We start from the raw sequence: 21,625 nt of genomic DNA, 5'->3' as shown, positions 1-21,625 counted from the left end.
TCTTAATTAGCGGGTTAAAAATTTTAAAGATTTTATGGGATTTCTTTTGGCAAATACTCTGAAAAGATTGTATCTTTGCACCTGGCAAGTCCTACACAACCAGCTCCTGTTGAATCCTCCAGGGCGGGAACGCAGCAAAGGTAAATGGTCGTAGCGGTGTGATGTAGGTAGCTTGCCTTTTTTTGTACCCAAAACTCAAATCTTGAATGCTATAGCTCTTCGAGATTTTTTTAGTTTAAAACCTTACTATTCTTCAATTAGTTAAGGAATAAAAGGTCTACTAATTTCAGAATTTGTAATTTTCAAAATTATAATTTATATCATCATATGTCTAAAGTTGTATTAATAACAGGGGGCTCCTCTGGAATCGGAAAATCTGTTGGTGAATTTCTTCAAACTAAAGGTTTCAAAGTATATGGCACGAGTAGAAACCCTAATAATTATCCGCAAAGTAAGTTTCCTATCGTGGCTTTAGATGTAACGAAACCTGAAACCATTACGGCTTGTATCCATCAGGTTTTAACTGCTGAAACTAAAATTGATGTCCTTATTAATAATGCGGGTGCCGGAATCACAGGACCTATAGAGGAAATCCCTGATGCGGAAATCAAGCGAAATTTTGAAACCAATTTATTCGGTCCTATAAATGTGATTAAAGCTGTTTTACCAAGCATGCGTCAACAACAATCGGGTTTAATAATAAATATAACGTCTATTGCGGGCTATATGGGATTGCCATATCGCGGTATTTATAGTGCGAGTAAAGGGGCTTTAGAGTTAATAACTGAAGCTTTTAGAATGGAAATAAAAGGCTTTAATATTAAGATGACTAATGTGGCGCCTGGCGATTTTGCAACCAATATTGCTGCTGGGCGCTACCATGCACCGGCTTTAGAAAATTCGCCTTACAAAGAAACCTACGGAAAAACCTTAAGCCTTATGGATGAGCATGTTGATAGCGGTGGAGACCCTAAGGAGATGGCAGAGGCTATTTACAAAATTATACAAACGAAATCGCCTAAAATTCATTATAAGGTTGGGGCTTTTTTACAGAAATTTTCTATTGTTTTAAAACGAATTCTTCCAGATGCTATCTACGAGAAGATGTTAATGGATCATTATAAATTATAACCAACGCATTGTTTTGATGGGGTTAAAACCGTAAATTTGCGGCAACTAAAAACACAACAACTTAAATAAAGTTTTATGAAATTTTTTATTGATACTGCAAATTTAGAGCAGATTAAAGATGCTCAAGATATGGGTATTTTAGATGGGGTAACTACAAATCCATCGTTAATGGCTAAAGAAGGCATTACAGGAACTGATAATATTATGAAGCACTATGTGGCTATTTGTAATATTGTAGAAGGTGATGTTTCTGCAGAAGTTATTTCTACAGATTTTGAAGGCATGGTAAGAGAAGGAGAGGCCTTAGCAGAATTACACGAGCAAATCGTTATTAAATTACCAATGGTAAAAGATGGGATTAAAGCGTGTAAATATTTTTCAGATCGTGGTATCAGAACAAATGTAACCTTAGTGTTTTCTCCAGGACAAGCCTTATTAGCAGCTAAAGCTGGTGCAACTTATGTATCTCCATTTATAGGACGTTTAGATGATATTTCTACAGATGGTTTAAACCTTATTGCAGAAATCCGTCATATCTATGATAACTATGCTTTTGATACGCAAATTTTAGCCGCTTCTGTACGTCATACGATGCATGTTATTGACTGTGCAAAATTAGGAGCAGATGTTATGACAGGACCATTAAGTTCTATTACTGGTTTGTTAAGACACCCTTTAACAGATAGTGGATTAGAGAAATTCTTAGCAGATTATAATAAAGGAAACTAAGAGAATTTCAACTTATATAATTTTAAAGAGCATCTTGTTTAGCGATAAGATGCTTTTTTTGTAGTAATTCTTCAAGAGTATCGTGAAATTCTGAGCTAAAAATGTTAGCGTTAGGGTGTAAGATGATACCATCTTGGTCTACAACAATACATTTATTCAGATAGTTTACCGCTAGCGTTTTACGCGCTTCTTTAGAGTTTTTAAACTTAAACTCGTTAATGGTAGGGAACTTATAATTATCAATAATGTTCTTCCAAAATTTATCGTTGTTGTCATTTACATTAATAGAGATAAAATCGGTTTGTGGAAATTGAGACTTTAATTGGTCTACCATAAAATGACTGTTGCGGTATTGTGACTTAGAGTTAGAGGACCAGAAATAAATAATCGTCGGTTTGGTAATGATAGAGTTTATACGGTGTTCCGTGTTGTTATAATTAACGATGGTAATATTAGGCAACGGATTTCCTTGACGTAATAATTTTAAAGAAGACACTAAATCTTTCATGTACAATTTGTCTTCTTCATTGGTGCTCTTTGATAAATAATGCTCTAAAATTTCATTAGCTTCATCTTCTGTGTGGTTATAGCTAATATATTCTCTTGCCTTATATTTAAGTAAGTTATTTTTTATTACCGGATCGGTAATAATACTATCAATTAAATCGAGTTTAGATTTGTTATAGCCCATAGCGTGTCGGTTAAATTTACTATGATAGGCATTATCTTTATAATAGTCATGAATGGCCAAATTATCAATGTGCGAAAATAAGAAGCGGTTATAGGCAAAAAAGCGGCTTAAATGCGTGGCATTATAATCTATATGCTTTCTATGGGCGAAAAAATCTTCAGGAAGATCTTTAATATGAATCAGTTTGTTGTTCCCAAAATAGGCAAAAGGATAAATTTCCTTATCTGCATAGTTGTTGTAGTTAATATTAGCTTCAACAATAGACTTAAAAAATTCAGATTCTTCGGTCTTACTTAAAAAGGTATGAAAATCACGCAATTGTTTTAATCGACGTTTTTCAACAAAATCATTAAAAGCCTCAGGTTCCATTTTAGAATAACGCACTAACTGTTTCGCTTCTTTTTCATTAGATAAATACGTTTTAAGAAGGTAGTTGTTTTTTCTAGCGCCATGACCGGTAAACACAAGCGATTCATCAAAATCATAAGTATTAATACGGAACATAATACTGTCACTAGGCTCTAACAACAACATTTGGTATTCACCACCATGGGTAATAGAGTGGAGGCCAGGGATTAAATTATCTATTTTGTAAATAAATCGGTGGTTATCATCTAAGGTAATGGAGTCTAAAATCTGACCTTTAGTATTGTAAATGACAACACTGTTGTTTTTTGGGTTTATGATTTCACCTCCAATATATGCGTAATCTGTTGTTTTACTACCTTTAAATTGGCATCCAAAGATGGTAGACATTATAGTTAAAGCAAAAACGAAACGTAGACTTAGCATGTATATTTCATAAAAGTTAGGCTAACAAAAATAGAAGAAGCTTTGCAAATCCGTTGTTAATACCTCGTTAAATGTTAGCGAACTCCCACAATATTAGGATAAAAAGAGCGTATCATCGGTATAAAAGTCAGAGAATTTAAAAGAATATTTTCCGGCTTAGGATATTTTCTGAAGGACATTTTAAGTCCTCATAGGCGTTTTAGTTTTAAGATTAAGCCTTTAGTATATTTTTTCTAATTGAAGAGGGCCTATTGTAAGAGTTTCTGCTTTTAATTTTCTACTTTTGCAATCTTAAAAATTCACCTTTATTATATAAGGTTAACAGAATAAAATTATACAACATGTTATCAGTTTCTAATCTTTCGGTTCAATTTGGAAAACGCGTACTTTTTGATGAAGTAAGCACCACTTTTAATAATGGTAATTGCTACGGAATTATCGGTGCTAACGGGGCCGGGAAATCAACGTTTTTAAAAATTATAGCAGGAAAAATGGATCCTACTTCAGGGAGTGTACATTTAGAACCTGGGAAGCGTATGTCTGTTTTGGAGCAAAACCACAACAAGCACGACGATGATACCGTTTTAGAAACCATATTAAAAGGCAATAAACCGTTATACAATCTCAAAACTCAGATCGATGCGCTTTATGCAGACTATACCGATGCTAATGCTGAAAAAATTGGAGAGCTTCAGGTACAGTTTGAAGAAATGAATGGTTGGAATGCCGATAGTGATGCTGCGGCCATGTTATCAAATCTAGGGATTAAGGAAGAGTACCATTATACCTTAATGAAAGATTTAGATGGAAAGCAGAAAGTCCGTGTGTTATTAGCGCAGGCTTTATTCGGGAATCCAGATTTACTAATTATGGATGAGCCTACCAATGATTTGGATTACGAAACCATCTCTTGGTTAGAAAATTTCTTAGCAAACTATGAAAACTGTGTTATTGTGGTATCTCACGATAGACACTTTTTAGATTCTGTTTGTACCCATATTTCTGATATTGACTTCGGAAAAATTAATCACTTCTCAGGAAACTATACCTTCTGGTATGAGTCTTCGCAATTAGCGGCCAGACAACATGCACAGCAAAATAAGAAGGCTGAAGAGAAGAAGAAAGAATTAGAAGACTTTATCCGTCGTTTTTCTGCCAATGTTGCAAAATCTAAGCAAGCAACGAGTAGAAAGAAGATGATTGATAAATTAAATATTTCTGAAATAAAACGTTCTAGTCGTCGTTACCCAGCTATTATTTTTGAACGCGACCGTGAAGCCGGAGATCAGATTTTAAATGTTCAAGGTTTAGGAGCAAGTCTTGAAGGCGAAGTTTTATTTAAAAACGTAGACATCAATTTAAATAAAGGCGATAAAGTGGTGGTTTACTCTAAAGATTCTAGAGCAACGACCGCATTCTACCAAATACTTAATGGAAAAGAACAAGCCGAAGAAGGGAAATTTGATTGGGGTGTTACCACAACACAATCGTATTTACCTTTAGATAACAGTGAGTTTTTTGATAATAAACTAACCTTAGTAGATTGGTTACGTCAATGGGCTACAACAGAAGAGGAGCGCGAAGAAGTTCATATTAGAGGCTTCCTTGGGAAAATGATTTTTAGTGGTGAAGAAGCCCTTAAAACTTCAGATGTGCTATCAGGAGGAGAAAAAGTACGTTGTATGCTAAGCCGAATGATGATGATGAGAGCTAACGTTTTAATGTTAGATGAGCCTACAAACCACTTAGACTTAGAAAGTATTACGGCGTTTAACAATTCCCTTACTAATTTTAAAGGAACGGTTTTATTAACCACACATGATCATGAGTTTGCACAAACTGTGGGTAATAGAATTATAGAATTAACCCCTAGTGGTGTTATTGACCGTTACATGACCTTTGATGAGTACATGGGAGATAAGAAGATAAAAGAACAACGCGAAAAAATGTATGGTGTAGCTTTATAATAAGCACTCTATAATAAGTCGCTATAGATTTATAGTATAAAAAAAAGCTGGTATGAAGATACCAGCTTTTTTTTGCTTTAAAGTGACGGTATTAAGGCCTAAAAAAACATTAGAACCATTTCCTTTATTATAGCGACAAGATTAAGAGGCTTCCATTTCAGCCTTCAGCCGATTTATAATGCCCATGGCTTTAGTTAATTCGTCATTATGTACAAAAACTTCTTGGTATCCCTGATTTAAGGAAGCGTAACCTGCCAAACGTTGCGATTCCCCTTCATCTTTAATAATAGGAACGATGCCAGAGGCTTCTAATTCATTCTTTATTCTCGTAACTAAAATAAAATTTCCGTAATAAACTTTGGTATATTCTGTAGTGCTCATAGCTATAGGTATTGATTTACACTTAAAAGTTACGAAATTTTCTTGAGATTTCAGCCTATAAAACGCTTTATTTATTCGTGTTAACTATCGGTTTTTAATTTACAATAGTTTTTGTCTATTAAAAAATAAATTAAAAAAATTACGTATCTTAAGCCTAAGGTGCATAATAGCATAATTTTATCAAAAATTAAATCAAAAAATCATATAGGATATGGAAAGTAATTCGCATTCAACCGATGCTCCCCAAGGTAAAAATTTCGACATTAATGAAAGTGCAGCTAAATGCCCGTACTTAAGTGGTACTGTAAAACAAACCGGTGGTGGGGGTGTAAAAAACCGTGACTGGTGGCCCAATGAATTAAAACTAAATATTTTGCGTCAACACGCTGCAAAATCGAACCCAATGGGTGAAGATTTCGATTATGCTGAGGCGTTTAAAAGTTTAGATTATGACGCTTTAAAAAAAGAGCTTACAGATTTTATGACCGATTCTCAAGATTGGTGGCCAGCAGATTATGGTCATTATGGAGGATTAATGATCCGTATGGCGTGGCACAGTGCAGGAACCTACAGAGTAGGAGACGGACGTGGTGGAGCAGGAGCAGGGAATCAGCGTTTTGCACCAATTAACAGTTGGCCAGATAATGGTAACTTAGATAAGGCACGTTTATTATTATGGCCTATTAAACAGAAATATGGCAATAAGATCTCTTGGGCCGATTTAATGATTTTAGCCGGGAACTGCGCCTTAGAATCTATGGGATTCCCAACAGTTGGGTTTGCCGGAGGACGTGTAGATGTATGGGAACCAGAACAAGATGTGTATTGGGGAAGTGAAACTGAATGGGGTGCGAACGAAGACCGTTATAAGGATGGAGATTTAGAAGATCCATTAGCCGCTGTAATGATGGGGTGGATTTATGTAAATCCTGAAGGACCAAACGGAAATCCTGATCCTATGGGCTCTGCACACGATGTTAGAGAAACCTTCGGTAGAATGGCGATGAATGATGAAGAAACTGTGGCTCTTGTTGCGGGTGGACATACCTTCGGAAAAGCCCATGGTGCTGCAGATCCTAATAAATACGTTGGGAAAGAACCGCATGGAGCTTCCATAGAAGAAATGAGTACAGGATGGAAAAACTCTTACGGTACAGGAGTTTTAGATGATACTATTACAAGTGGTATTGAAGGCGCATGGACTCCAAACCCAACACAATGGGATGCTGATTATTTTGATGTCTTATTAAACTACGATTGGGAATTAACACAAAGTCCTGCGGGCGCACACCAATGGAAACCTACAGCCGCTTCTAATGCTAAAATGGCTCCTATGGCTGGTGATGCTAATGCAAGACAAGATCTTATGATGACCACTGCAGATATCGCGCTTAAAGTAGATCCTAAATACTTAGAGATTTCTAAACGTTTTCATGCCGACCATAAAGCTTTTGAAAAAGCCTTTGCAAGTGCTTGGTATAAATTAACGCATCGTGATTTAGGACCAACATCACGTTACTTAGGTCCTGAGGTACCACAAGAAGAATTGTTATGGCAAGATCCAATCCCTATTGTAGATTATACTTTAACTGATACGGATATTGAGACTTTAAAAGGGTTGATTTCAGATTCAGGTTTAACCACGTCACAATTAGTGACTACAGCTTGGGCTTCTGCATCTACATTTAGAGGTTCAGATAATAGAGGTGGTGCTAATGGCGCACGTATTCGTTTAGAGCCGCAACGTAGCTGGGAGGTTAATAATCCTTCGGAATTAAATAAGGTATTAACCGTATTAGAGGACATTCAAAATAAGTTTGAAGGTGATGTATCTATGGCCGATTTAATTGTTTTAGCCGGAAATGTTGGTGTAGAACAAGGACTTAAAAATGCCGGATACGATCAGAAAGTCGAATTTTATCAAGGTCGTGGTGATGCCACTCAAGCACAAACCGATATTGAACAATTTAGCTATTTAGAGCCTTTAGCCGATGGTTTTAGAAACTATATTAAAAGCGATATAAAAATTGCTGCTGAAGATTTATTAGTAGATAAAGCTAACTTACTAACGCTTTCTGTACCAGAATTAACTGTTTTAGTAGGAGGATTACGTGTGTTAGGTGCTAATTATGATGGTTCTGATTACGGTGTGTTTACCGATAATGTAGGGCATTTAACTAATGATTTCTTTAGAAATATTTTAGACTTTACGTATACCTGGAAAGCGACTTCAGATGATGATCGTTATTTTGAAGGACGTCACCGTAATACAGGAGATTTGAAATTTAAAGGAACACGTGCTGATTTAATTTTTGGTTCTAATACCGAGTTAAGAGCAATTGCAGAAGTGTATGGAGCTAACGACGGACAAGATCGTTTTGTAAAAGATTTTGTAGCCGCTTGGACCAAGGTGATGAACTTAGATCGCTTCGATTTAAAATAAACCGTAGAATAATTAAATATGAAGAAGGAGTGAGTGTAAAATCTCATTCCTTTTTTGATTAACACATACATTATGAAAGATATTGATATTTTTTTCGAAGCCATTAGAGTTGGTGATCAAGACCGCATTGAAGCCTTATTAAATATAAATCCTAAGCTTATTAATGAAAAAGATGCTCGTGGCTTTACACCTTTAATTTTGGCAACCTATTTCGATAATGAAATAATTACGGATGTCTTATTAAAGCATCAAGCCGATATAAATGCTAAGGATGGTTCTGGGAATACTGCTTTAATTGGCGTAAGCTTTAAAGGAAATGAGGTTTTAGCGCGAAAATTGATTAACCATGGTGCCGAGGTTAATGCAGTTAATACTACTGGAGTTTCAGCCCTAATTTTTGCCACCATGTACAATCGCAGCGCTATTGTTAGTCTTTTATTAGAGCATGATGCCGATAAAAGCCTCACTGATGAGCACGGAAAATCAGCTTTAGATTACGCTAAAGAAAAAGAATTTGATGCTCTTGTTGCTTTATTGCAATAATGCATTAATAGCACAATGGTATACAGCCACTTCGATTGAAGTGGCTTTTTTGTTTGAAGTTTTTTATGCAAGCTTTGGGGCTTAGGTTTTGCGTGGTTGTTTATGGTTGGTTACGAGTGTTTTTGTAAGTCGGCCAGCACTAGCACTGAATTAAATATGGTTTTGGACACAGTATTTCTAATATTTAATTTTTAATGTCTTCCCTTCCAAGAACTTTCCTTTTGATTGGGAAATTCTTAGTTTTTGTTCAGCTGAAATTCCAGTTGTTTCTCCGTCTTTTAGCGTAACGTCATGAGCGATAACATAATGAGATAAATTAAATATCATTTCATTTAATTCTTCTATTGCCTTTTCAAACTCAACAATTTCCATTTCCATTTTACCAAAGTCAGCAAGTCCGTAGGTATATACAGATTGTTTTCCGTTTTCTTTTCTTAAACCAAAATAAATCCAATTGTATAAAGGAAGATCTTCTTTGCTCATCATTTCCACATTCGCTTGATAGAAGTCTTTTTTCAGAACTAAAGTTCTACCTCCAATATAAATTCCGATTGCTTTGCTGTTATTCATAACTGCAGAAGCAATTTTACTATATAGTAAATTTTCCTGAACTGTATTTTTTCCAATGTTTATAATTGATAAAACAATATGTCCTTTGTGTTTGGATGTTTCTTTAATTCCGTTTTCCCAGAAATAATTGTATTCAGCTGCTTTTCAACTTCTTCTTTTGGTATTGGAGCTGGAATATTTGCTACAGCAACACTGTAATCTCCAATGGCTAATACAGCAGCTTTGTCATTAGGGTTATTATCATTGACTTTTAGTTTCCATTTTGTTTTCAATTCATTTACAGTCCCTGTTAAGTCAAATGAATTTGGGGCTTCCAAAAGAACCATTCCTAAAATTGTTGAATTTGTGTTTGATTCAGTCTTTTTGTCTTTCTTTAAAAAGCTAAATAATCCCATGGATAGCGTATAGGTTAATATTATGGTAAGTGATTTTCGCAAGTAAGCTCATAAAAAACAATTTATGACGCACGGTGTTCGCATATACTATTATTGCGTTTTATTCACCCAATTTAGAAAATCTTGAAAAACATCATTCCAATGGTCTTCAAATTCGCCATTTTCTAATTCCATTTCAAATCCATGGTCAAGATTCGGGTAAGCTTTAAAAGTTAAATTGTCTTTTTTATTTCGTATAAATTCGATTGGTATCAAGTAAGCAGATTCAAGTGCTACAGCTTGGTCTTTTGTTCCGATGGCAACAAATAATGGTTTATTAATTTGCAATAGATTCTCAATAGGCGGGTCCGAAAAATGACTCCATCGCTTGTAGCTATTATCATCTCCTTGCCAAAATTTGTCCGTCGCATTGGGATGAGACATAATATCTCTTAAGTCGTTAAATAGCGAATCTATTTTTATTTTTGCTTGTGCTTCCGTTAAAGTCCCTTTTTCAACATCTTTTCTTATAAACGTTACAAAGTCTATAAATTGGGTGTTCCCGCCACCTGACCAGTATCCAAAATGTGTTACTCTTTTATTTATAGTTCCAAGTTTTGCAACAACATCACTACCCTCAGAATGTCCGAGTACTATTATTTTGTCTAATTGTTTGTTGTATGTTTTATGTAGGTCGTTTATGACCAAATTTGCTTGATTTGCTCGATATTCGAGCGTTTGATTCTCAAAAAATGATTCAGGAATGGGAAATGGCTTATCTAATTCAGTAGAAAATGGAAATCCTTTACGTGATATTACAACGAATAAAAAATGATCTGGAATTGTGGCTAAATCAAAAGGCACGGTTGTTCCAATAACAATACTGCCTTTTTCTTTTTTGACTTGGTATAAAGATATCGCACTTGAGCCTTGAATGTATAAGAGAATGGTACTTAGAGAATCTGTTTTTACTTTAGCGTAAGTATGATAGTTTATGGTATCATTTTTAGTAATGACGGAGTGATGTTTGTAATTCTGTAATTCACTATATTTCTGTGCAAATACTGTAAAATTGCTGGTCAAAAATATAATCGTTATAACTAATATCTGTTTCATTCTCAAAGGTATGTCAACATAAACACATAAACAACAAAAAGCTCTAAACCTGTATACACTGAGAAGGAAAACCATAATGATGTCCACTCTAAAAAAAACGTTAACACCTTCAGGTTTACATTAGAACAAGTTAGAGTAGCGATAGAACCACGATTTAAATAGCATAAGGCATAAAAAAAACCCTTCGATGGAAGGGCTCTTATTTTAGCGGAAATTTTTCTTTTTTTATTTATCTATAGAACCAAGAACACGAGACATAAAAGTATTCAGTGCTTCTTTTTTAGGCGTTCCATCCTTTATCATTTTTTGGACCTCTACAGCGCCATACATATTAGAGATTAATTCTCCAATAACATCGAGTTCTTCATCTTTAAGAGAAGGGACTTCTGTAAGTTGTTCTAGGGTTTCAATAGTTTCTAAAATATAATCTTCATCATTCTCTTCAATGAATTGTGTTAAATGCTTAATTACAGGTAATTTCATAATTAAATAGCTTCTTCAACAAGTTCTTTAAGAACATCGAACTTATTAGTTTGTACTTGATTTTTAAACGCTCCTTTTTTAAAGGTGGCAAAGGTTGGTAAATTATCAACCGTCGCTAATTTTCTACTTTCAGGAAATTTTTCAGCATCAGCAATCACAAAGGCCGTACCTTCATTTTCTGTTGCTAATTTCTTGAATTTTGGTTTCATAATTCTGCAATTACCGCACCAAGTTGCAGAATACTGTACCACTACAGTATCGTTATTATTTATAATATCTTGTAGGTTGTCTTGTTCTAATTCTTGAATCATAACGTTTTGTATTTTTTTTAAAACCTGAGCTATTCTTACAAATAACCCAGGTTTATATAGCATTTTGGATTAGTGAGCAGCTAAATAAGCAGCAGTGTCTTTAGCGTTAGCTTGCATTGCTTCTTTTCCTTCTTCCCAGTTTGCAGGACAAACTTCACCTTTTTCTTGTACGTGTGTTAAAGCATCAATGATTCTGATGTATTCATTAACGTTTCTACCTAATGGCATGTTGTTCACACTTTCATGCTGAATAGTTCCTTCTTCATCAATGATGTAAGTTGCTCTAAAAGTAACATTGTCACCTTCTACAGTTACTAATCCTGTTTCTTCATCATATTGCTCATTAAAAATATCTAAAATTCCTAATGCAGAAGCAAGGTTACGGTTAGAATCTGCAAGGATTGGGTAAGTTACACCTTCAATTCCTCCGTTATCTTTAGATGTGCTTAACCATGCAAAGTGCACTTCAGCAGTATCACAAGAAGCACCAATTACAATGGTATTTCTTTTTTCAAATTCTCCTAATGCGGCCTGGAAGGCGTGTAATTCTGTTGGGCAAACAAAAGTAAAATCTTTTGGGTACCAGAATAATACTACTTTTTTATTATTGTTCTTAGCTTCTTCTAGAACGTTCACTTTAAAAGTGTCACCCAATTCATTCATTGCGTTTACGTCTAAATCTGGAAATTGTTTTCCTACTAATGCCATGTTTTTATAGTTTTAAAATTATTAATTATTTTACACTACAAATATACTTCGCATCAAGGAAAATAAACGTTAATCGAATTTTAATTTTTTATAAGGAAATAGGCATTGGCTATGATAAAGTTTTGGGTATTATAAACGCATTTTATTACGCTTTAATCATCTTGATTTTCAACTTTAAAGCCGCAAAAATTAAGGTGGTCACCGGACTTAACCAATTAAATATCGCATAGATAAAAAATTCTCCGACGCCTACACCTAGTACGCCACTATGATAGGCTCCACACGTGTTCCAAGGGATTAATACTGAAGTTACTGTCCCCGAATCTTCTAAAGTACGACTTAAGTTTTCTGGGGCTAAACCACGATCTTCATAAGCTTGTTTAAACATTTTACCAGGAATAACTATGGCTAAGTATTGATCTGAAGCGACAATGTTTAAACCAAGACAACTCGCCACAGTACTCGCAAATAATCCAAAGACAGATGTTGCAATAGATAGTAAGGCTTTCGTAATTCTAGATAGGGCACCGATACCATCCATAATCCCTCCAAAAATCATGGCACAAAAGATTAAATAGATGGTCCAAAGCATACCATTCATTCCTCCAGAACTAAATAGTTTTTTTAGTCTTTTGATGGTGATGAGTTTATCTAAATTTTCAACTTTAGATTCAATAACTTCGGGATCACTATATTCAGTCGCAAAAAAGTTTTTTAAATTTTCTGTGGTATAGATTCCTTTTAAATCATTATCGCTAAATAAATTGGCTAAACGGCCTTCATCATTATTTATATTTTCAATATCAGTTGCGGTAAAAGCATCCTTATAGGCTTCATCTGAAATCGTGACATTAATATCCGTTAAAACCGAAGTGGTAATGGTATCTATTGAAGAGTCTGAAATGCTATTGATTAGTTTCGGTTGAAAAACAAAAGCAAAAATAATGGCTAAGACTACCCCTGAAACCAAGGCTAATAAAGGTTTTGTCTTTAATAAAATAAGGCCTACAACCGCTACAGGAACCAAGAATAACCAAGGCGTTATATTAAAGTAACGACGGATGGTTTCTAAAATAAAACCAGTATCAGAACTTCCTGTGGTATCAATATTAGCGCTTATAATAGCAAAGACCACTAGGGTAATGATAACGGTAGGTACGGTAGTAATACCCATATATTTAATATGTGTAAATAAATCGGTACCGGCCATAGCGGGTGCTAAATTAGTGGTATCACTAAGCGGAGACATTTTATCTCCAAAATAGGCTCCAGAGATCACGGCTCCTGCAATCATTCCAGGATCAATCCCTAAAGCGGTTCCGATACCTACTAAGGCAATACCTACTGTTGCTGATGTGGTCCATGAGCTTCCCGTAGCGATAGAAATTATGGCTGCAATAACTACAGAGGCAGGTAAAAATATAGCTGGACTTAACACTTGCAGGCCATAATACACCATAGCGGGGATTACACCACTAACGAGCCAGGTCCCGGCAAGAGCTCCTACTAATAAAAGGATCAATACCGGAACAAAAATGGTTTTAAGGTTTTCCCAAACTTCGGTAATCATTGTTTTTAAGCTGGTTTTATTAAAAAAACCAACACCTGCGGCAATAGCACCTCCTATAAGAAGTATAATTTGATTGGTATAGGCGCCGAACCATTCTTGACTTTCAACGAAAAAAATATTGTACGCTAATAGCCCCATTAAAATAACAACTGGGATAAGGGCTTCAAGTAGATTTAATTCTTTATTGTCTATGATATTTTGATTGTCAAAATCTAATTGAGAGGGCTTATCTGGCATTTTATCTGAGTTTAGTGTCGTAATGTTACGATTTTGTTAACTCATTTGCAAATGAAGAAGCGTGAGGCAAGGCTTATACCTGAAAAAAAGGTTAGATTTTCATTTCTGAAAATACTAACCTTCAATTATATTACCTCTTTTTATAAATTTTATAAAATATTTAATTGGGTCATACACGCTTTCATTTTTGTGAAGGTTCGTTCAATATCGGCATCCAATCCAATTGAAAAACGTATTAAACCGTCGCTTAGTCCCATAGATTTCTGTTCTTCCTCAGGAATTTCTGAAGATGTAGAACTCCCCGGCGCGCTAAATAAGGTTTTGTAAAAGCCTAAACTTACGGCGAGATAGCCTAAATTTTCTTTTTGCATCAATTCCATTAAGGCATTGGCTTTTTCTAAAGTGCCTATATCAATGGTGAGCATCCCTCCAAATCCGTATTTTTCATTCATCATAGCTTTAAATAATCCATAAGAAGGATGAGATCTTAATCCAGGATATACGGTTTTTAAGCCTTCACGTTCAAATTTTTCGGCTAAATAAGCCGCATTAGAACTGTGTTGTTGCATCCTTATATGTAGAGTTCTCAGGTTTTTTAATACTGAAGCAGCGCGCAAGCTGTCCATAGTAGCGCCTAAAAGCATGGCTGCACCGTCATTTACATTACGCAGGTCATTGATTAATTCTGTAGTTCCGCAAACCACGCCACCAACGGTATCTGACGAGCCATTGATAAATTTTGTTAAACTGTGAATTACCACATCGGCACCTAAATGATAAGGCGAAATAGATAGAGGAGAAAACGTATTATCAACAACCAATTTTAGCTTGTAGGTCTTGGCCAATTGTGCTAACCCCTTAATGTCGGCGACTTCGAGTAGTGGATTGCTTACCGATTCGCAATACAACACTTTAGTCTTTGGGGTAATGGCCGCTTCCACGCGTTCCAAATTGGTTATGTCTACAAAGCTGGTGTTTATACCCAAACGTGGCGTAAAATTTTTTAAAAAAGCATACGTCCCACCGTAAATTGTTCTACTACTGACCACATGGTCTTCAGCGCCACAGAGCTGTAATAATACGGCGGTGATGGCGCCCATGCCTGAAGCGGTTACCGTAGCGGTTTCAGTCCCTTCCATAGCGGCCAAAGCTTCAGCTAAATATAAATTAGAGGGGGACGAGTGGCGCGAATAGAGATAACAGCCATCAGCATTGCCTTCAAAAGTATCAAACATGGTTTTTGCGGATAGAAAGGTATAGGTGGAAGAGTCTGAAATGGAAGGGTTTACGCCTCCAAACTCTCCAAAATATTGTAAATCTTGAATCTGATTTGCGGGTTTAAATGCCATGATTATAAAATTTTAGTTAGTACATCAAAAGTCTGCTATATTAGAATATTAGTCAAGCAATGTGGTATATTTTAGAAAAATCATAAGCAATTAGAGTTTTTTTTAGATTTTTTATCTTAAATTACTCAACGATAACCCTTCGTTTAGAAAAAAGATAAGTATGATTTTTGATGCTACCGACAGAAAATTACTTCACTTACTGCAAAAAGATAGTAAACAAACTACAAAAGCTCTAGCGCTACAGTTAAATTTATCTGTAACTGCCGTCTATGAGCGTATTAAAAAATTAGAACAAAGCGGAATTATTAAACAATATGTCGCCTTGGTAGATAAAAGCAAGGTGGAGAAAGATTTTGTGGCCTTTTGCCATGTGAAATTGGTACAACACTCTCAAGATTATGTGGTGCGGTTTGAGCGGGAAGTTACGCAGTTAGAGGAGGTCTTAGAGTGTTACCATCTCAGTGGAGATTATGATTATTTACTTAAAGTACTTGTAAAAGATATGAAAGCCTTTCGGGTATTTATGGTAGAGAAATTAACTAAAATTAATCACATTGGTAGTACTCACAGTATGTTTATGATTAATGAAGTGAAGTACACTACGGCTATCTCGGTTTAAATAAAAAAAGTGTATTTTTATTAGAGTTTTCTTTACTATAATGTTGCTATTTAGATAATTGGGTGAATGTTTTTTTGAATAGATACCCATAGTGAAATGATAATTTTTTAAATTTCTCTTATGAAATATGATGAAATTAAAGAGGTATACGAGTTTATTTTTAAATCCTATAATAAACCGTTTTTAGAAAAGCATATTAAGAAATTTATTGAGCTTGATGAATATCTACCTTATAGTTCAACGTTTTTTTGTGTAACGAATACGCAGTCTCTTACCTTTGAATATGTCAGTAAAAATTACAAGAGTTGTTTAGGTCTGGATCCTGAGGAATTAAAAAAACGTGGTATGCGCTATTTTTGGAGTAGAATTCATCCAGACGATGTAGAGCCATGGATTCAAAGCCTAAATGGCTTAATGGAATTTACGCTTGAAAAAATTCCTATAAGCAAAAGAGGAGACACTAATTATACATGGAATTTCAGACTTAAAAATAGTGAGGGGAATTATGTGAATGTGGTTCAAAATACCACGCCTTTAATTTTTGGTAGCGAAGGCAAACCTATTATTGGCCTAGCCCATTACACGGTTTTAGATGCAGGACTTAAAATGGACATCTCTGCCTCGGCTAAGATCTTAAATGCAAATAATGAATACGAAACCCAATATTTCAATAATTTTTCTCAAAAATTACTTCAGGGACGTATCAGTAATCGCGAGCGTGATGTTATTAGATTGTTAGTTCTTAATCAATCGAGTAAAGCCATTTCAGATAAACTTAATATTAGTTCGCATACCGTAGATACACATCGTAGAAATATTTTAAAAAAGTTGAACATTTCGTCTACAGGAGAATTAGTAGGACTATTAAAAAGCAATAAACATTGGTTGTAAGCATAAATACTCAAATTGAGTATTGTGGGTATCATTAATATATTGCAACTTTGAGAAGCTATTAAATTTAGGGTAAAACAGGTCCATTCTAAGAGTTATTTAGGGGTAACTTAAAGTTTGGGCCATTTTTTTAGGCCAAATTAAAAAGGAGGTCTGTTCAGAATTTGTTATATAAAATACCTTCGCGTAATAGTTCTCACTTCAAAGTATTTTATTTTTAAAAAACGACATATAATATATGTTCTGCGACAGTAGCTATTAGCTTAAGATTGCTAGTATCGATTGGGGTGTATGGGTTTAAGCAATTTCTAAACCGAGCTATTTTAAAAATCCAAAGAATTTTTTGCACTATAATTAGGTCTAAAAATAAGGTAGAGGCAATGGAAATAAAAAAATAAGATAAGGTGCATTTAATATTGTTTTAAAATTCGTAATATATTAATCTAAATTGTACATTTGTTATCGTTTTTTAATCAACGAAAAAAAAATCATATGAAATCGTACGATGTAGCAATAATAGGTTCAGGACCTGGTGGATATGTAGCAGCAATCCGTTGCGCACAATTAGGCATGAAAACTGCAATTATTGAAAAATATTCTACTCTCGGTGGAACTTGCTTAAACGTAGGTTGTATTCCAAGTAAAGCTTTATTAAGTTCTTCTCATCATTATGAAGAAGCAACAAAACACTTTGAAGATCATGGTATTGAGATTCCAGGAGATATTAAAGTGAATTTAGAAAAAATGATTGGTCGCAAGCAAGCTGTAGTAGACCAAACAACGGGAGGTATTGATTTCTTAATGAAGAAAAACAATATTGATGTTTTTGAAGGGTTAGGATCTTTTATAGATGCTACTCACATTAAGATTGAAGGAAAAGATGCTCAAGAGATTGAAGCTAAAAAAGTAATTATAGCAACAGGGTCTAAGCCTTCTAACTTACCATTTATCTCTTTAGATAAAGAACGTATTATTACGTCTACAGAAGCCTTAAAATTAAAAGAAGTGCCTAAGCACCTAATCATTATTGGTGGTGGGGTTATTGGTTTAGAGCTTGGACAGGTTTACCGTCGTTTAGGAGCAGAAGTGACTGTTATTGAATATATGGACAGAATTATCCCTACAATGGATGCTGGTTTGTCTAAAGAATTAAATAAAGTCTTTAAGAAAGCAAAATGTAAAATGATGCTTTCTCATAAAGTACAGTCTGTGGAACGTAAAGGAGACGAAGTTGTAGTAAAAGCAGAGAATAAAAAAGGTGAAGTGGTTGAGTTTAAAGGAGACTATTGTTTAGTGTCTGTAGGACGTAAGCCTTACACGGAAGGATTAAACTTAGAGGCTGCTGGTGTTAAGATGAATGACAGAGGACAAGTAGAAGTTAACGAACATTTACAGACGTCTACCTCTAATATCTATGCCATCGGTGATGTTATTAAAGGGGCTATGTTAGCGCATAAAGCTGAAGAAGAAGGTACGTTTGTGGCAGAAACTATTGCCGGACAAAAACCTCATATTGATTATAATTTAATTCCAGGTGTGGTTTACACATGGCCAGAAGTTGCGGCTGTTGGTAAAACGGAAGAAGAATTAAAAGCTGATAACGTAGCTTATAAAGTAGGACAATTTCCTTTTAGAGCCCTTGGTCGTGCTAGAGCAAGTGGAGATATTGAAGGATTTGTAAAAATCTTAGCAGATAAAACTACAGATGAAGTATTAGGCGTACATATGATTGGTGCACGTTGTGCCGATTTAATTGCTGAAGCCGTTGTGTCTATGGAATATAGAGCGTCTGCTGAAGATATTTCGCGTATGTCTCATGCGCATCCAACTTTTGCTGAAGCGGTAAAAGAAGCAGCATTAGCAGCAACGGATAACCGTGCGTTACACGTATAAATATATTTTGAAGTCTTAAGATTTCAATACCATAGTAATAGAAAAGCGAACTTTAGGGTTCGCTTTTTTTATGACATTATCTATATTATACTATGATCAGGTGTTAGTCGAGTTCGTTTATTAAATCAAAAATACGTAAGCGCTCACTGTAATCGTAAGCATTAATATCTCGGACAAAACAATAGCCGCTTATTTCTCCGTCACGGACTTTTTGGGCTAATTCTTCAACTTTACAAGGACCAAATTCTTCAGATTTTTCGATATAATAAAATTCATGATCGTAAATGGTAGTACTGACCTTTTTCTGATATTTATACTTTAAAAAAGCTTGTATGTCTTCAATGGAATTTAATTCGTCTTTATATTTTGTGGTATTTATATAAAGTGCAAATTCATCGTTATCCTGGTTGTTAAGCACAAGGATATCATCATCTTTAAAAAACGCACTCACGGTGATTTGGCCGTCTTCGGTTTCTATAGTGAGTATATTCTGAAGCGAAATGGTCCACGATGTTTTAATAACATTGTCTTTACGCGAGATTTCAAGAATATTATTGGCTTTAAAAGTGTAAACTGATTTTTTATTAGAAATCCCATTAACCAAAACCCATTGTTGATTTATAAAATGCGCATCATGATGACGTTCATAATTAAATGGTTTTAAATTCGGAATGGTTTTATGCAAAAAATCGTTCATTCAATAGATTTGTGGTACCCTGCTGAGATGATAAAACGTTTGTTTGATGTGGTTTATTTCTTAAAGTTAAGGATTTTCTAAACATTTCAAAATTTCTAGTTGAGAACTTTTAGGGGCATTGGCTACTCTTTAGGGCTAGAGAAGGTTTTTTTTGACTTCTACAACGTATTATTAGTGAGAAAAGTAATAATGAAGCCATATAAATTATGTAATTTTGTCAAAGCGCCTTACAGTCTATGTTTTTAGAACATAAACTGAAGTGCTAAACTTTTAAATTGATCTTTTTAATACTCCTGTATCAGAATATTTATAGTGTCTTCAGAAATAACAAAACGTATAAGTGACTTTATCTTAAAATAAGTGTCTTATAGCTAACAACCATATAATTACAGAGTAAAATTTCCCTTGACAGTAGACGCTATTCATACCCTAAACGATGAAGCGCTTGTAGAAGCTATCGTAAAAACAAACGACACTATGTTGTTTGAGGTACTCTATGACAGGCATGCCGCTATGGTTTATAATAAATGCTATGGATTTGCCAATAGTGTTGATGAAGCCAAAGATTTAACTCAAGATGTTTTCTTAAAGGTTTTTATTAAATTAAAAAGTTTTAAGGGGAAATCTAAATTTTCAACTTGGTTATATGCGTTTACGTATAACCACTGTGTTAATTATGTGACTCGTAATACCGCTAAGAAAATTGAAAAGCAATCTATTAGCAGCGAATCTATAGATATTGAAAATATAGGCGAGGATATAGATTCTACTTATGAGTTTGAAAACATGAGAGTTGAGCAATTAAAATCAGTCATGGAGCTTATATCGCCAGATGAAAAAATGATTTTATTACTAAAGTATCAAGATAATTTATCGATTAGAGAATTAGCAGATGCTTTAGATATTGGAGAAAGCGCCGTTAAGATGCGTTTAAAAAGAGCAAAAGAAAAATTAGTACAGAAGTACTCAAATTACACGAAAGATGGAGAATCCATTTAAGCAATTAGATCAGCCTCTTAAGGAAGTTCCTTCTGAGCTTAAAGCAAAAGTGATGCACGATGTGGCTATGGCTAAGCTTTTTATGGAATTAGCTGAGCTATTTTCTTATAATATAGGTCATATTATAGAAAGTGTACAGAGTAAACGACAAAAGCATAATTAATTAAAACAATCCCTCACCTAAACGTATTACCATGGAAAATATAATGACATTTAAGAACAGTGCAATACAATCGTTGTACGCTTTATGGCCAGAATTTTCAACTCTTGCTCTAAAAATATTAGGGACTCTTGTCCTTTTAATCGTTGGATGGCTTGTAACCAAGCTTGTGGTAAAAGCGATACAAAAACTTTTAAAATTTGCTAAGGTAGAGAAGCTAGACGCTAAACTAAAGGAGATTGAAATTGTAGAGGGAAAGTCAATCAATTTTGACACCGTTAAAGTGATTTCTAAGGTTGTAAAATGGGTGATGTATATCATTTTATTAGTGGTGATTTCTGAAAGCTTAGGGCTAGAAATCATATCTAATCAGGTGAATAATTTATTAGGGTATTTACCACAGTTATTTGCAGCTTTAGTTATTTTTATTTTAGGATTATTATTTGCCAATTTTGTAAAAAATGGACTCAAATCACTTTTTGCTTCTATGGATTTATCGGGAGGAAAGATGATCAGTCAAGTGGTATTTTTCCTTATTCTTACCTTTATATCTATTACAGCCTTAAACCAAGCGGGTATTGATACGGTAATTATAACCAATAATATAACCATGATTATGGCGGCCTTTTTATTGGCCTTTGCTATTGCCTTTGGTTTTGGAGCTAAAGAAGTGGTGGGAAAATTATTGAACACCTTTTATGCCAGAAAGACTTTTGAAGTAGGACAAAAGATTATATTCAATGATCAATTGTATACAATTGAAGCTGTTCAAAGTATTTCTGTGGTCTTAAAAAATGCACAAGAAAAACTTATCGTTCCCGTAAAAGACATTATTGATACACAAATTGTGGTGAAGGATGAGGCTTAATTTTAAGGCCTCACCCTTTATCTGTTAAGTTGTGTTTAGGGAGTAATAGGGTATTGAGATGCTTTACCTTTTATAACCTCTCGTAAAATCTTTTATATCTATC

Annotated in this window: 22 protein-coding genes and 1 other RNA gene; 12 read left to right on the top strand and 11 right to left on the bottom strand. The window is 34.6% G+C overall.

From position 1 onward, the window contains the following. The first annotated feature begins 82 nt into the window (after positions 1-82). From ffs to fsa, 3 genes are all read left to right on the top strand, one after another. Positions 83-181, top strand: an RNA gene (ffs, locus tag DFQ08_RS12820) — signal recognition particle sRNA small type. Between the two features lie 146 nt (positions 182-327). Then, positions 328-1,131, top strand: a complete 804-nt coding sequence (locus tag DFQ08_RS12815) for an SDR family oxidoreductase (protein WP_114310414.1) — start codon at positions 328-330, stop codon at positions 1,129-1,131. Between the two features lie 75 nt (positions 1,132-1,206). After that, on the top strand, positions 1,207-1,860 hold the full coding sequence (fsa, locus tag DFQ08_RS12810; protein WP_114310413.1) for a fructose-6-phosphate aldolase: 654 nt from the start codon (positions 1,207-1,209) through the stop codon (positions 1,858-1,860). Between the two features lie 22 nt (positions 1,861-1,882). Here the strand turns inward: fsa and DFQ08_RS12805 are convergent, their stop codons facing one another. Next, on the bottom strand, positions 1,883-3,307 hold the full coding sequence (locus DFQ08_RS12805; protein WP_114310412.1) for a TlpA family protein disulfide reductase: 1,425 nt from the start codon (positions 3,305-3,307) through the stop codon (positions 1,883-1,885). Between the two features lie 377 nt (positions 3,308-3,684). Here DFQ08_RS12805 and DFQ08_RS12800 point away from each other — a divergent pair, with 377 nt between their 5' ends. Further along, positions 3,685-5,310 carry an ABC-F family ATP-binding cassette domain-containing protein gene (locus DFQ08_RS12800; protein ID WP_114310411.1) on the top strand — a complete coding sequence of 542 codons (1,626 nt, stop codon included), beginning with the start codon at positions 3,685-3,687 and terminating at the stop codon, positions 5,308-5,310. A 141-nt stretch (positions 5,311-5,451) separates the two neighbouring features. On the opposite strand, the gene DFQ08_RS12795 is transcribed toward DFQ08_RS12800, so the two are convergent. After that, positions 5,452-5,691, bottom strand: coding sequence for a putative signal transducing protein (locus DFQ08_RS12795; RefSeq protein WP_114310410.1), 240 nt, complete (start codon positions 5,689-5,691; stop codon positions 5,452-5,454). Between the two features lie 211 nt (positions 5,692-5,902). Between DFQ08_RS12795 and katG the strand changes: the two genes are divergently transcribed. Both katG and DFQ08_RS12785 read left to right on the top strand, forming a co-directional pair. Further along, positions 5,903-8,134 (top strand): catalase/peroxidase HPI, encoded by a 2,232-nt coding sequence (katG, locus tag DFQ08_RS12790; protein ID WP_114310409.1) that lies wholly within the window; start codon positions 5,903-5,905, stop codon positions 8,132-8,134. A gap of 72 nt (positions 8,135-8,206) precedes the next feature. After that, positions 8,207-8,677 (top strand): ankyrin repeat domain-containing protein, encoded by a 471-nt coding sequence (locus DFQ08_RS12785; protein ID WP_114310408.1) that lies wholly within the window; start codon positions 8,207-8,209, stop codon positions 8,675-8,677. 177 nt (positions 8,678-8,854) lie between these two features. Here the strand turns inward: DFQ08_RS12785 and DFQ08_RS12780 are convergent, their stop codons facing one another. From DFQ08_RS12780 to DFQ08_RS12745, 8 genes are all read right to left on the bottom strand, one after another. Then, the gene (locus tag DFQ08_RS12780) at positions 8,855-9,247 is read right to left on the bottom strand and encodes a DUF4261 domain-containing protein (protein WP_114310407.1); all 393 of its coding nucleotides are present in this window, start codon (positions 9,245-9,247) and stop codon (positions 8,855-8,857) included. Positions 9,248-9,306: 59 nt separating this feature from the next. Continuing rightward, complete coding sequence (locus tag DFQ08_RS12775) at positions 9,307-9,642, bottom strand: hypothetical protein (protein ID WP_114310406.1); 336 nt, start codon at positions 9,640-9,642, stop codon at positions 9,307-9,309. Positions 9,643-9,732: 90 nt separating this feature from the next. Beyond that, a complete protein-coding gene (locus DFQ08_RS12770) occupies positions 9,733-10,737 on the bottom strand; it encodes an alpha/beta hydrolase (RefSeq protein ID WP_181858410.1) in 1,005 nt (334 codons plus the stop codon). 225 nt (positions 10,738-10,962) lie between these two features. Next, complete coding sequence (locus tag DFQ08_RS12765) at positions 10,963-11,220, bottom strand: DUF6952 family protein (RefSeq protein ID WP_114310404.1); 258 nt, start codon at positions 11,218-11,220, stop codon at positions 10,963-10,965. 2 nt (positions 11,221-11,222) lie between these two features. Then, positions 11,223-11,531: a thioredoxin family protein gene (locus DFQ08_RS12760; protein WP_114310517.1), complete on the bottom strand. Its 309-nt coding sequence runs from the start codon at positions 11,529-11,531 to the stop codon at positions 11,223-11,225. A gap of 69 nt (positions 11,532-11,600) precedes the next feature. After that, entirely contained in the window at positions 11,601-12,239 is a 639-nt protein-coding gene (locus DFQ08_RS12755) for a peroxiredoxin (RefSeq protein WP_114310403.1), read from the bottom strand. Between the two features lie 145 nt (positions 12,240-12,384). After that, positions 12,385-14,046 (bottom strand): Na+/H+ antiporter NhaC family protein, encoded by a 1,662-nt coding sequence (locus DFQ08_RS12750; protein WP_114310402.1) that lies wholly within the window; start codon positions 14,044-14,046, stop codon positions 12,385-12,387. 149 nt (positions 14,047-14,195) lie between these two features. Next, the gene (locus DFQ08_RS12745) at positions 14,196-15,395 is read right to left on the bottom strand and encodes an aminotransferase class I/II-fold pyridoxal phosphate-dependent enzyme (RefSeq protein WP_114310401.1); all 1,200 of its coding nucleotides are present in this window, start codon (positions 15,393-15,395) and stop codon (positions 14,196-14,198) included. 160 nt (positions 15,396-15,555) lie between these two features. On the opposite strand from DFQ08_RS12745, the gene DFQ08_RS12740 reads away from it, so the two are divergent. The 3 genes from DFQ08_RS12740 to lpdA all read left to right on the top strand — a co-directional run bounded on the left by DFQ08_RS12740 (position 15,556) and on the right by lpdA (position 18,798). After that, positions 15,556-16,014, top strand: a complete 459-nt coding sequence (locus tag DFQ08_RS12740; protein ID WP_114310400.1) for an Lrp/AsnC family transcriptional regulator — start codon at positions 15,556-15,558, stop codon at positions 16,012-16,014. Between the two features lie 120 nt (positions 16,015-16,134). Next, positions 16,135-16,905 carry a LuxR C-terminal-related transcriptional regulator gene (locus tag DFQ08_RS12735; protein ID WP_114310399.1) on the top strand — a complete coding sequence of 257 codons (771 nt, stop codon included), beginning with the start codon at positions 16,135-16,137 and terminating at the stop codon, positions 16,903-16,905. Positions 16,906-17,397: 492 nt separating this feature from the next. Further along, complete coding sequence (lpdA, locus tag DFQ08_RS12730) at positions 17,398-18,798, top strand: dihydrolipoyl dehydrogenase (protein ID WP_114310398.1); 1,401 nt, start codon at positions 17,398-17,400, stop codon at positions 18,796-18,798. Positions 18,799-18,901: 103 nt separating this feature from the next. Here the strand turns inward: lpdA and DFQ08_RS12725 are convergent, their stop codons facing one another. Next, on the bottom strand, positions 18,902-19,495 hold the full coding sequence (locus DFQ08_RS12725) for a hypothetical protein (protein WP_114310397.1): 594 nt from the start codon (positions 19,493-19,495) through the stop codon (positions 18,902-18,904). A 405-nt stretch (positions 19,496-19,900) separates the two neighbouring features. Between DFQ08_RS12725 and DFQ08_RS12720 the strand changes: the two genes are divergently transcribed. Genes DFQ08_RS12720 through DFQ08_RS12710 form a run of 3 tightly spaced genes read left to right on the top strand, consistent with a single transcriptional unit; the run spans position 19,901 to position 21,522 of the window. After that, positions 19,901-20,494 (top strand): RNA polymerase sigma factor, encoded by a 594-nt coding sequence (locus tag DFQ08_RS12720; RefSeq protein WP_114310396.1) that lies wholly within the window; start codon positions 19,901-19,903, stop codon positions 20,492-20,494. After that, on the top strand, positions 20,478-20,657 hold the full coding sequence (locus tag DFQ08_RS12715; RefSeq protein ID WP_114310395.1) for a hypothetical protein: 180 nt from the start codon (positions 20,478-20,480) through the stop codon (positions 20,655-20,657). The genes DFQ08_RS12720 and DFQ08_RS12715 overlap by 17 nt, the downstream gene beginning before the upstream one ends. A gap of 31 nt (positions 20,658-20,688) precedes the next feature. Further along, positions 20,689-21,522, top strand: a complete 834-nt coding sequence (locus tag DFQ08_RS12710; protein WP_114310394.1) for a mechanosensitive ion channel family protein — start codon at positions 20,689-20,691, stop codon at positions 21,520-21,522. Positions 21,523-21,625 lie beyond the last annotated feature (103 nt).

Source organism: Winogradskyella arenosi (assembly GCF_003337305.1).
GTDB lineage: Bacteria > Bacteroidota > Bacteroidia > Flavobacteriales > Flavobacteriaceae > Winogradskyella > Winogradskyella arenosi.
Note: the sequence above shows the minus strand (reverse complement) of the source record. Positions and strands in the feature narration are given on the sequence as shown.

Excerpts from the sequence above, each read along its gene's own strand:
- DFQ08_RS12815 (WP_114310414.1), top strand. The coding sequence starts at position 328 with ATGTCTAAAGTTGTATTAATAACAGGGGGCTCCTCTGGAATCGGAAAA.
- fsa (WP_114310413.1), top strand. The coding sequence starts at position 1,207 with ATGAAATTTTTTATTGATACTGCAAATTTAGAGCAGATTAAAGATGCT.
- DFQ08_RS12805 (WP_114310412.1), bottom strand. The coding sequence starts at position 3,307 with ATGTCTACCATCTTTGGATGCCAATTTAAAGGTAGTAAAACAACAGAT.
- DFQ08_RS12800 (WP_114310411.1), top strand. The coding sequence starts at position 3,685 with ATGTTATCAGTTTCTAATCTTTCGGTTCAATTTGGAAAACGCGTACTT.
- DFQ08_RS12795 (WP_114310410.1), bottom strand. The coding sequence starts at position 5,691 with ATGAGCACTACAGAATATACCAAAGTTTATTACGGAAATTTTATTTTA.
- katG (WP_114310409.1), top strand. The coding sequence starts at position 5,903 with ATGGAAAGTAATTCGCATTCAACCGATGCTCCCCAAGGTAAAAATTTC.
- DFQ08_RS12785 (WP_114310408.1), top strand. The coding sequence starts at position 8,207 with ATGAAAGATATTGATATTTTTTTCGAAGCCATTAGAGTTGGTGATCAA.
- DFQ08_RS12780 (WP_114310407.1), bottom strand. The coding sequence starts at position 9,247 with ATGAATAACAGCAAAGCAATCGGAATTTATATTGGAGGTAGAACTTTA.
- DFQ08_RS12775 (WP_114310406.1), bottom strand. The coding sequence starts at position 9,642 with ATGGGATTATTTAGCTTTTTAAAGAAAGACAAAAAGACTGAATCAAAC.
- DFQ08_RS12770 (WP_181858410.1), bottom strand. The coding sequence starts at position 10,737 with ATGAAACAGATATTAGTTATAACGATTATATTTTTGACCAGCAATTTT.
- DFQ08_RS12765 (WP_114310404.1), bottom strand. The coding sequence starts at position 11,220 with ATGAAATTACCTGTAATTAAGCATTTAACACAATTCATTGAAGAGAAT.
- DFQ08_RS12760 (WP_114310517.1), bottom strand. The coding sequence starts at position 11,531 with ATGATTCAAGAATTAGAACAAGACAACCTACAAGATATTATAAATAAT.
- DFQ08_RS12755 (WP_114310403.1), bottom strand. The coding sequence starts at position 12,239 with ATGGCATTAGTAGGAAAACAATTTCCAGATTTAGACGTAAACGCAATG.
- DFQ08_RS12750 (WP_114310402.1), bottom strand. The coding sequence starts at position 14,046 with ATGCCAGATAAGCCCTCTCAATTAGATTTTGACAATCAAAATATCATA.
- DFQ08_RS12745 (WP_114310401.1), bottom strand. The coding sequence starts at position 15,395 with ATGGCATTTAAACCCGCAAATCAGATTCAAGATTTACAATATTTTGGA.
- DFQ08_RS12740 (WP_114310400.1), top strand. The coding sequence starts at position 15,556 with ATGATTTTTGATGCTACCGACAGAAAATTACTTCACTTACTGCAAAAA.
- DFQ08_RS12735 (WP_114310399.1), top strand. The coding sequence starts at position 16,135 with ATGAAATATGATGAAATTAAAGAGGTATACGAGTTTATTTTTAAATCC.
- lpdA (WP_114310398.1), top strand. The coding sequence starts at position 17,398 with ATGAAATCGTACGATGTAGCAATAATAGGTTCAGGACCTGGTGGATAT.
- DFQ08_RS12725 (WP_114310397.1), bottom strand. The coding sequence starts at position 19,495 with ATGAACGATTTTTTGCATAAAACCATTCCGAATTTAAAACCATTTAAT.
- DFQ08_RS12715 (WP_114310395.1), top strand. The coding sequence starts at position 20,478 with ATGGAGAATCCATTTAAGCAATTAGATCAGCCTCTTAAGGAAGTTCCT.
- DFQ08_RS12710 (WP_114310394.1), top strand. The coding sequence starts at position 20,689 with ATGGAAAATATAATGACATTTAAGAACAGTGCAATACAATCGTTGTAC.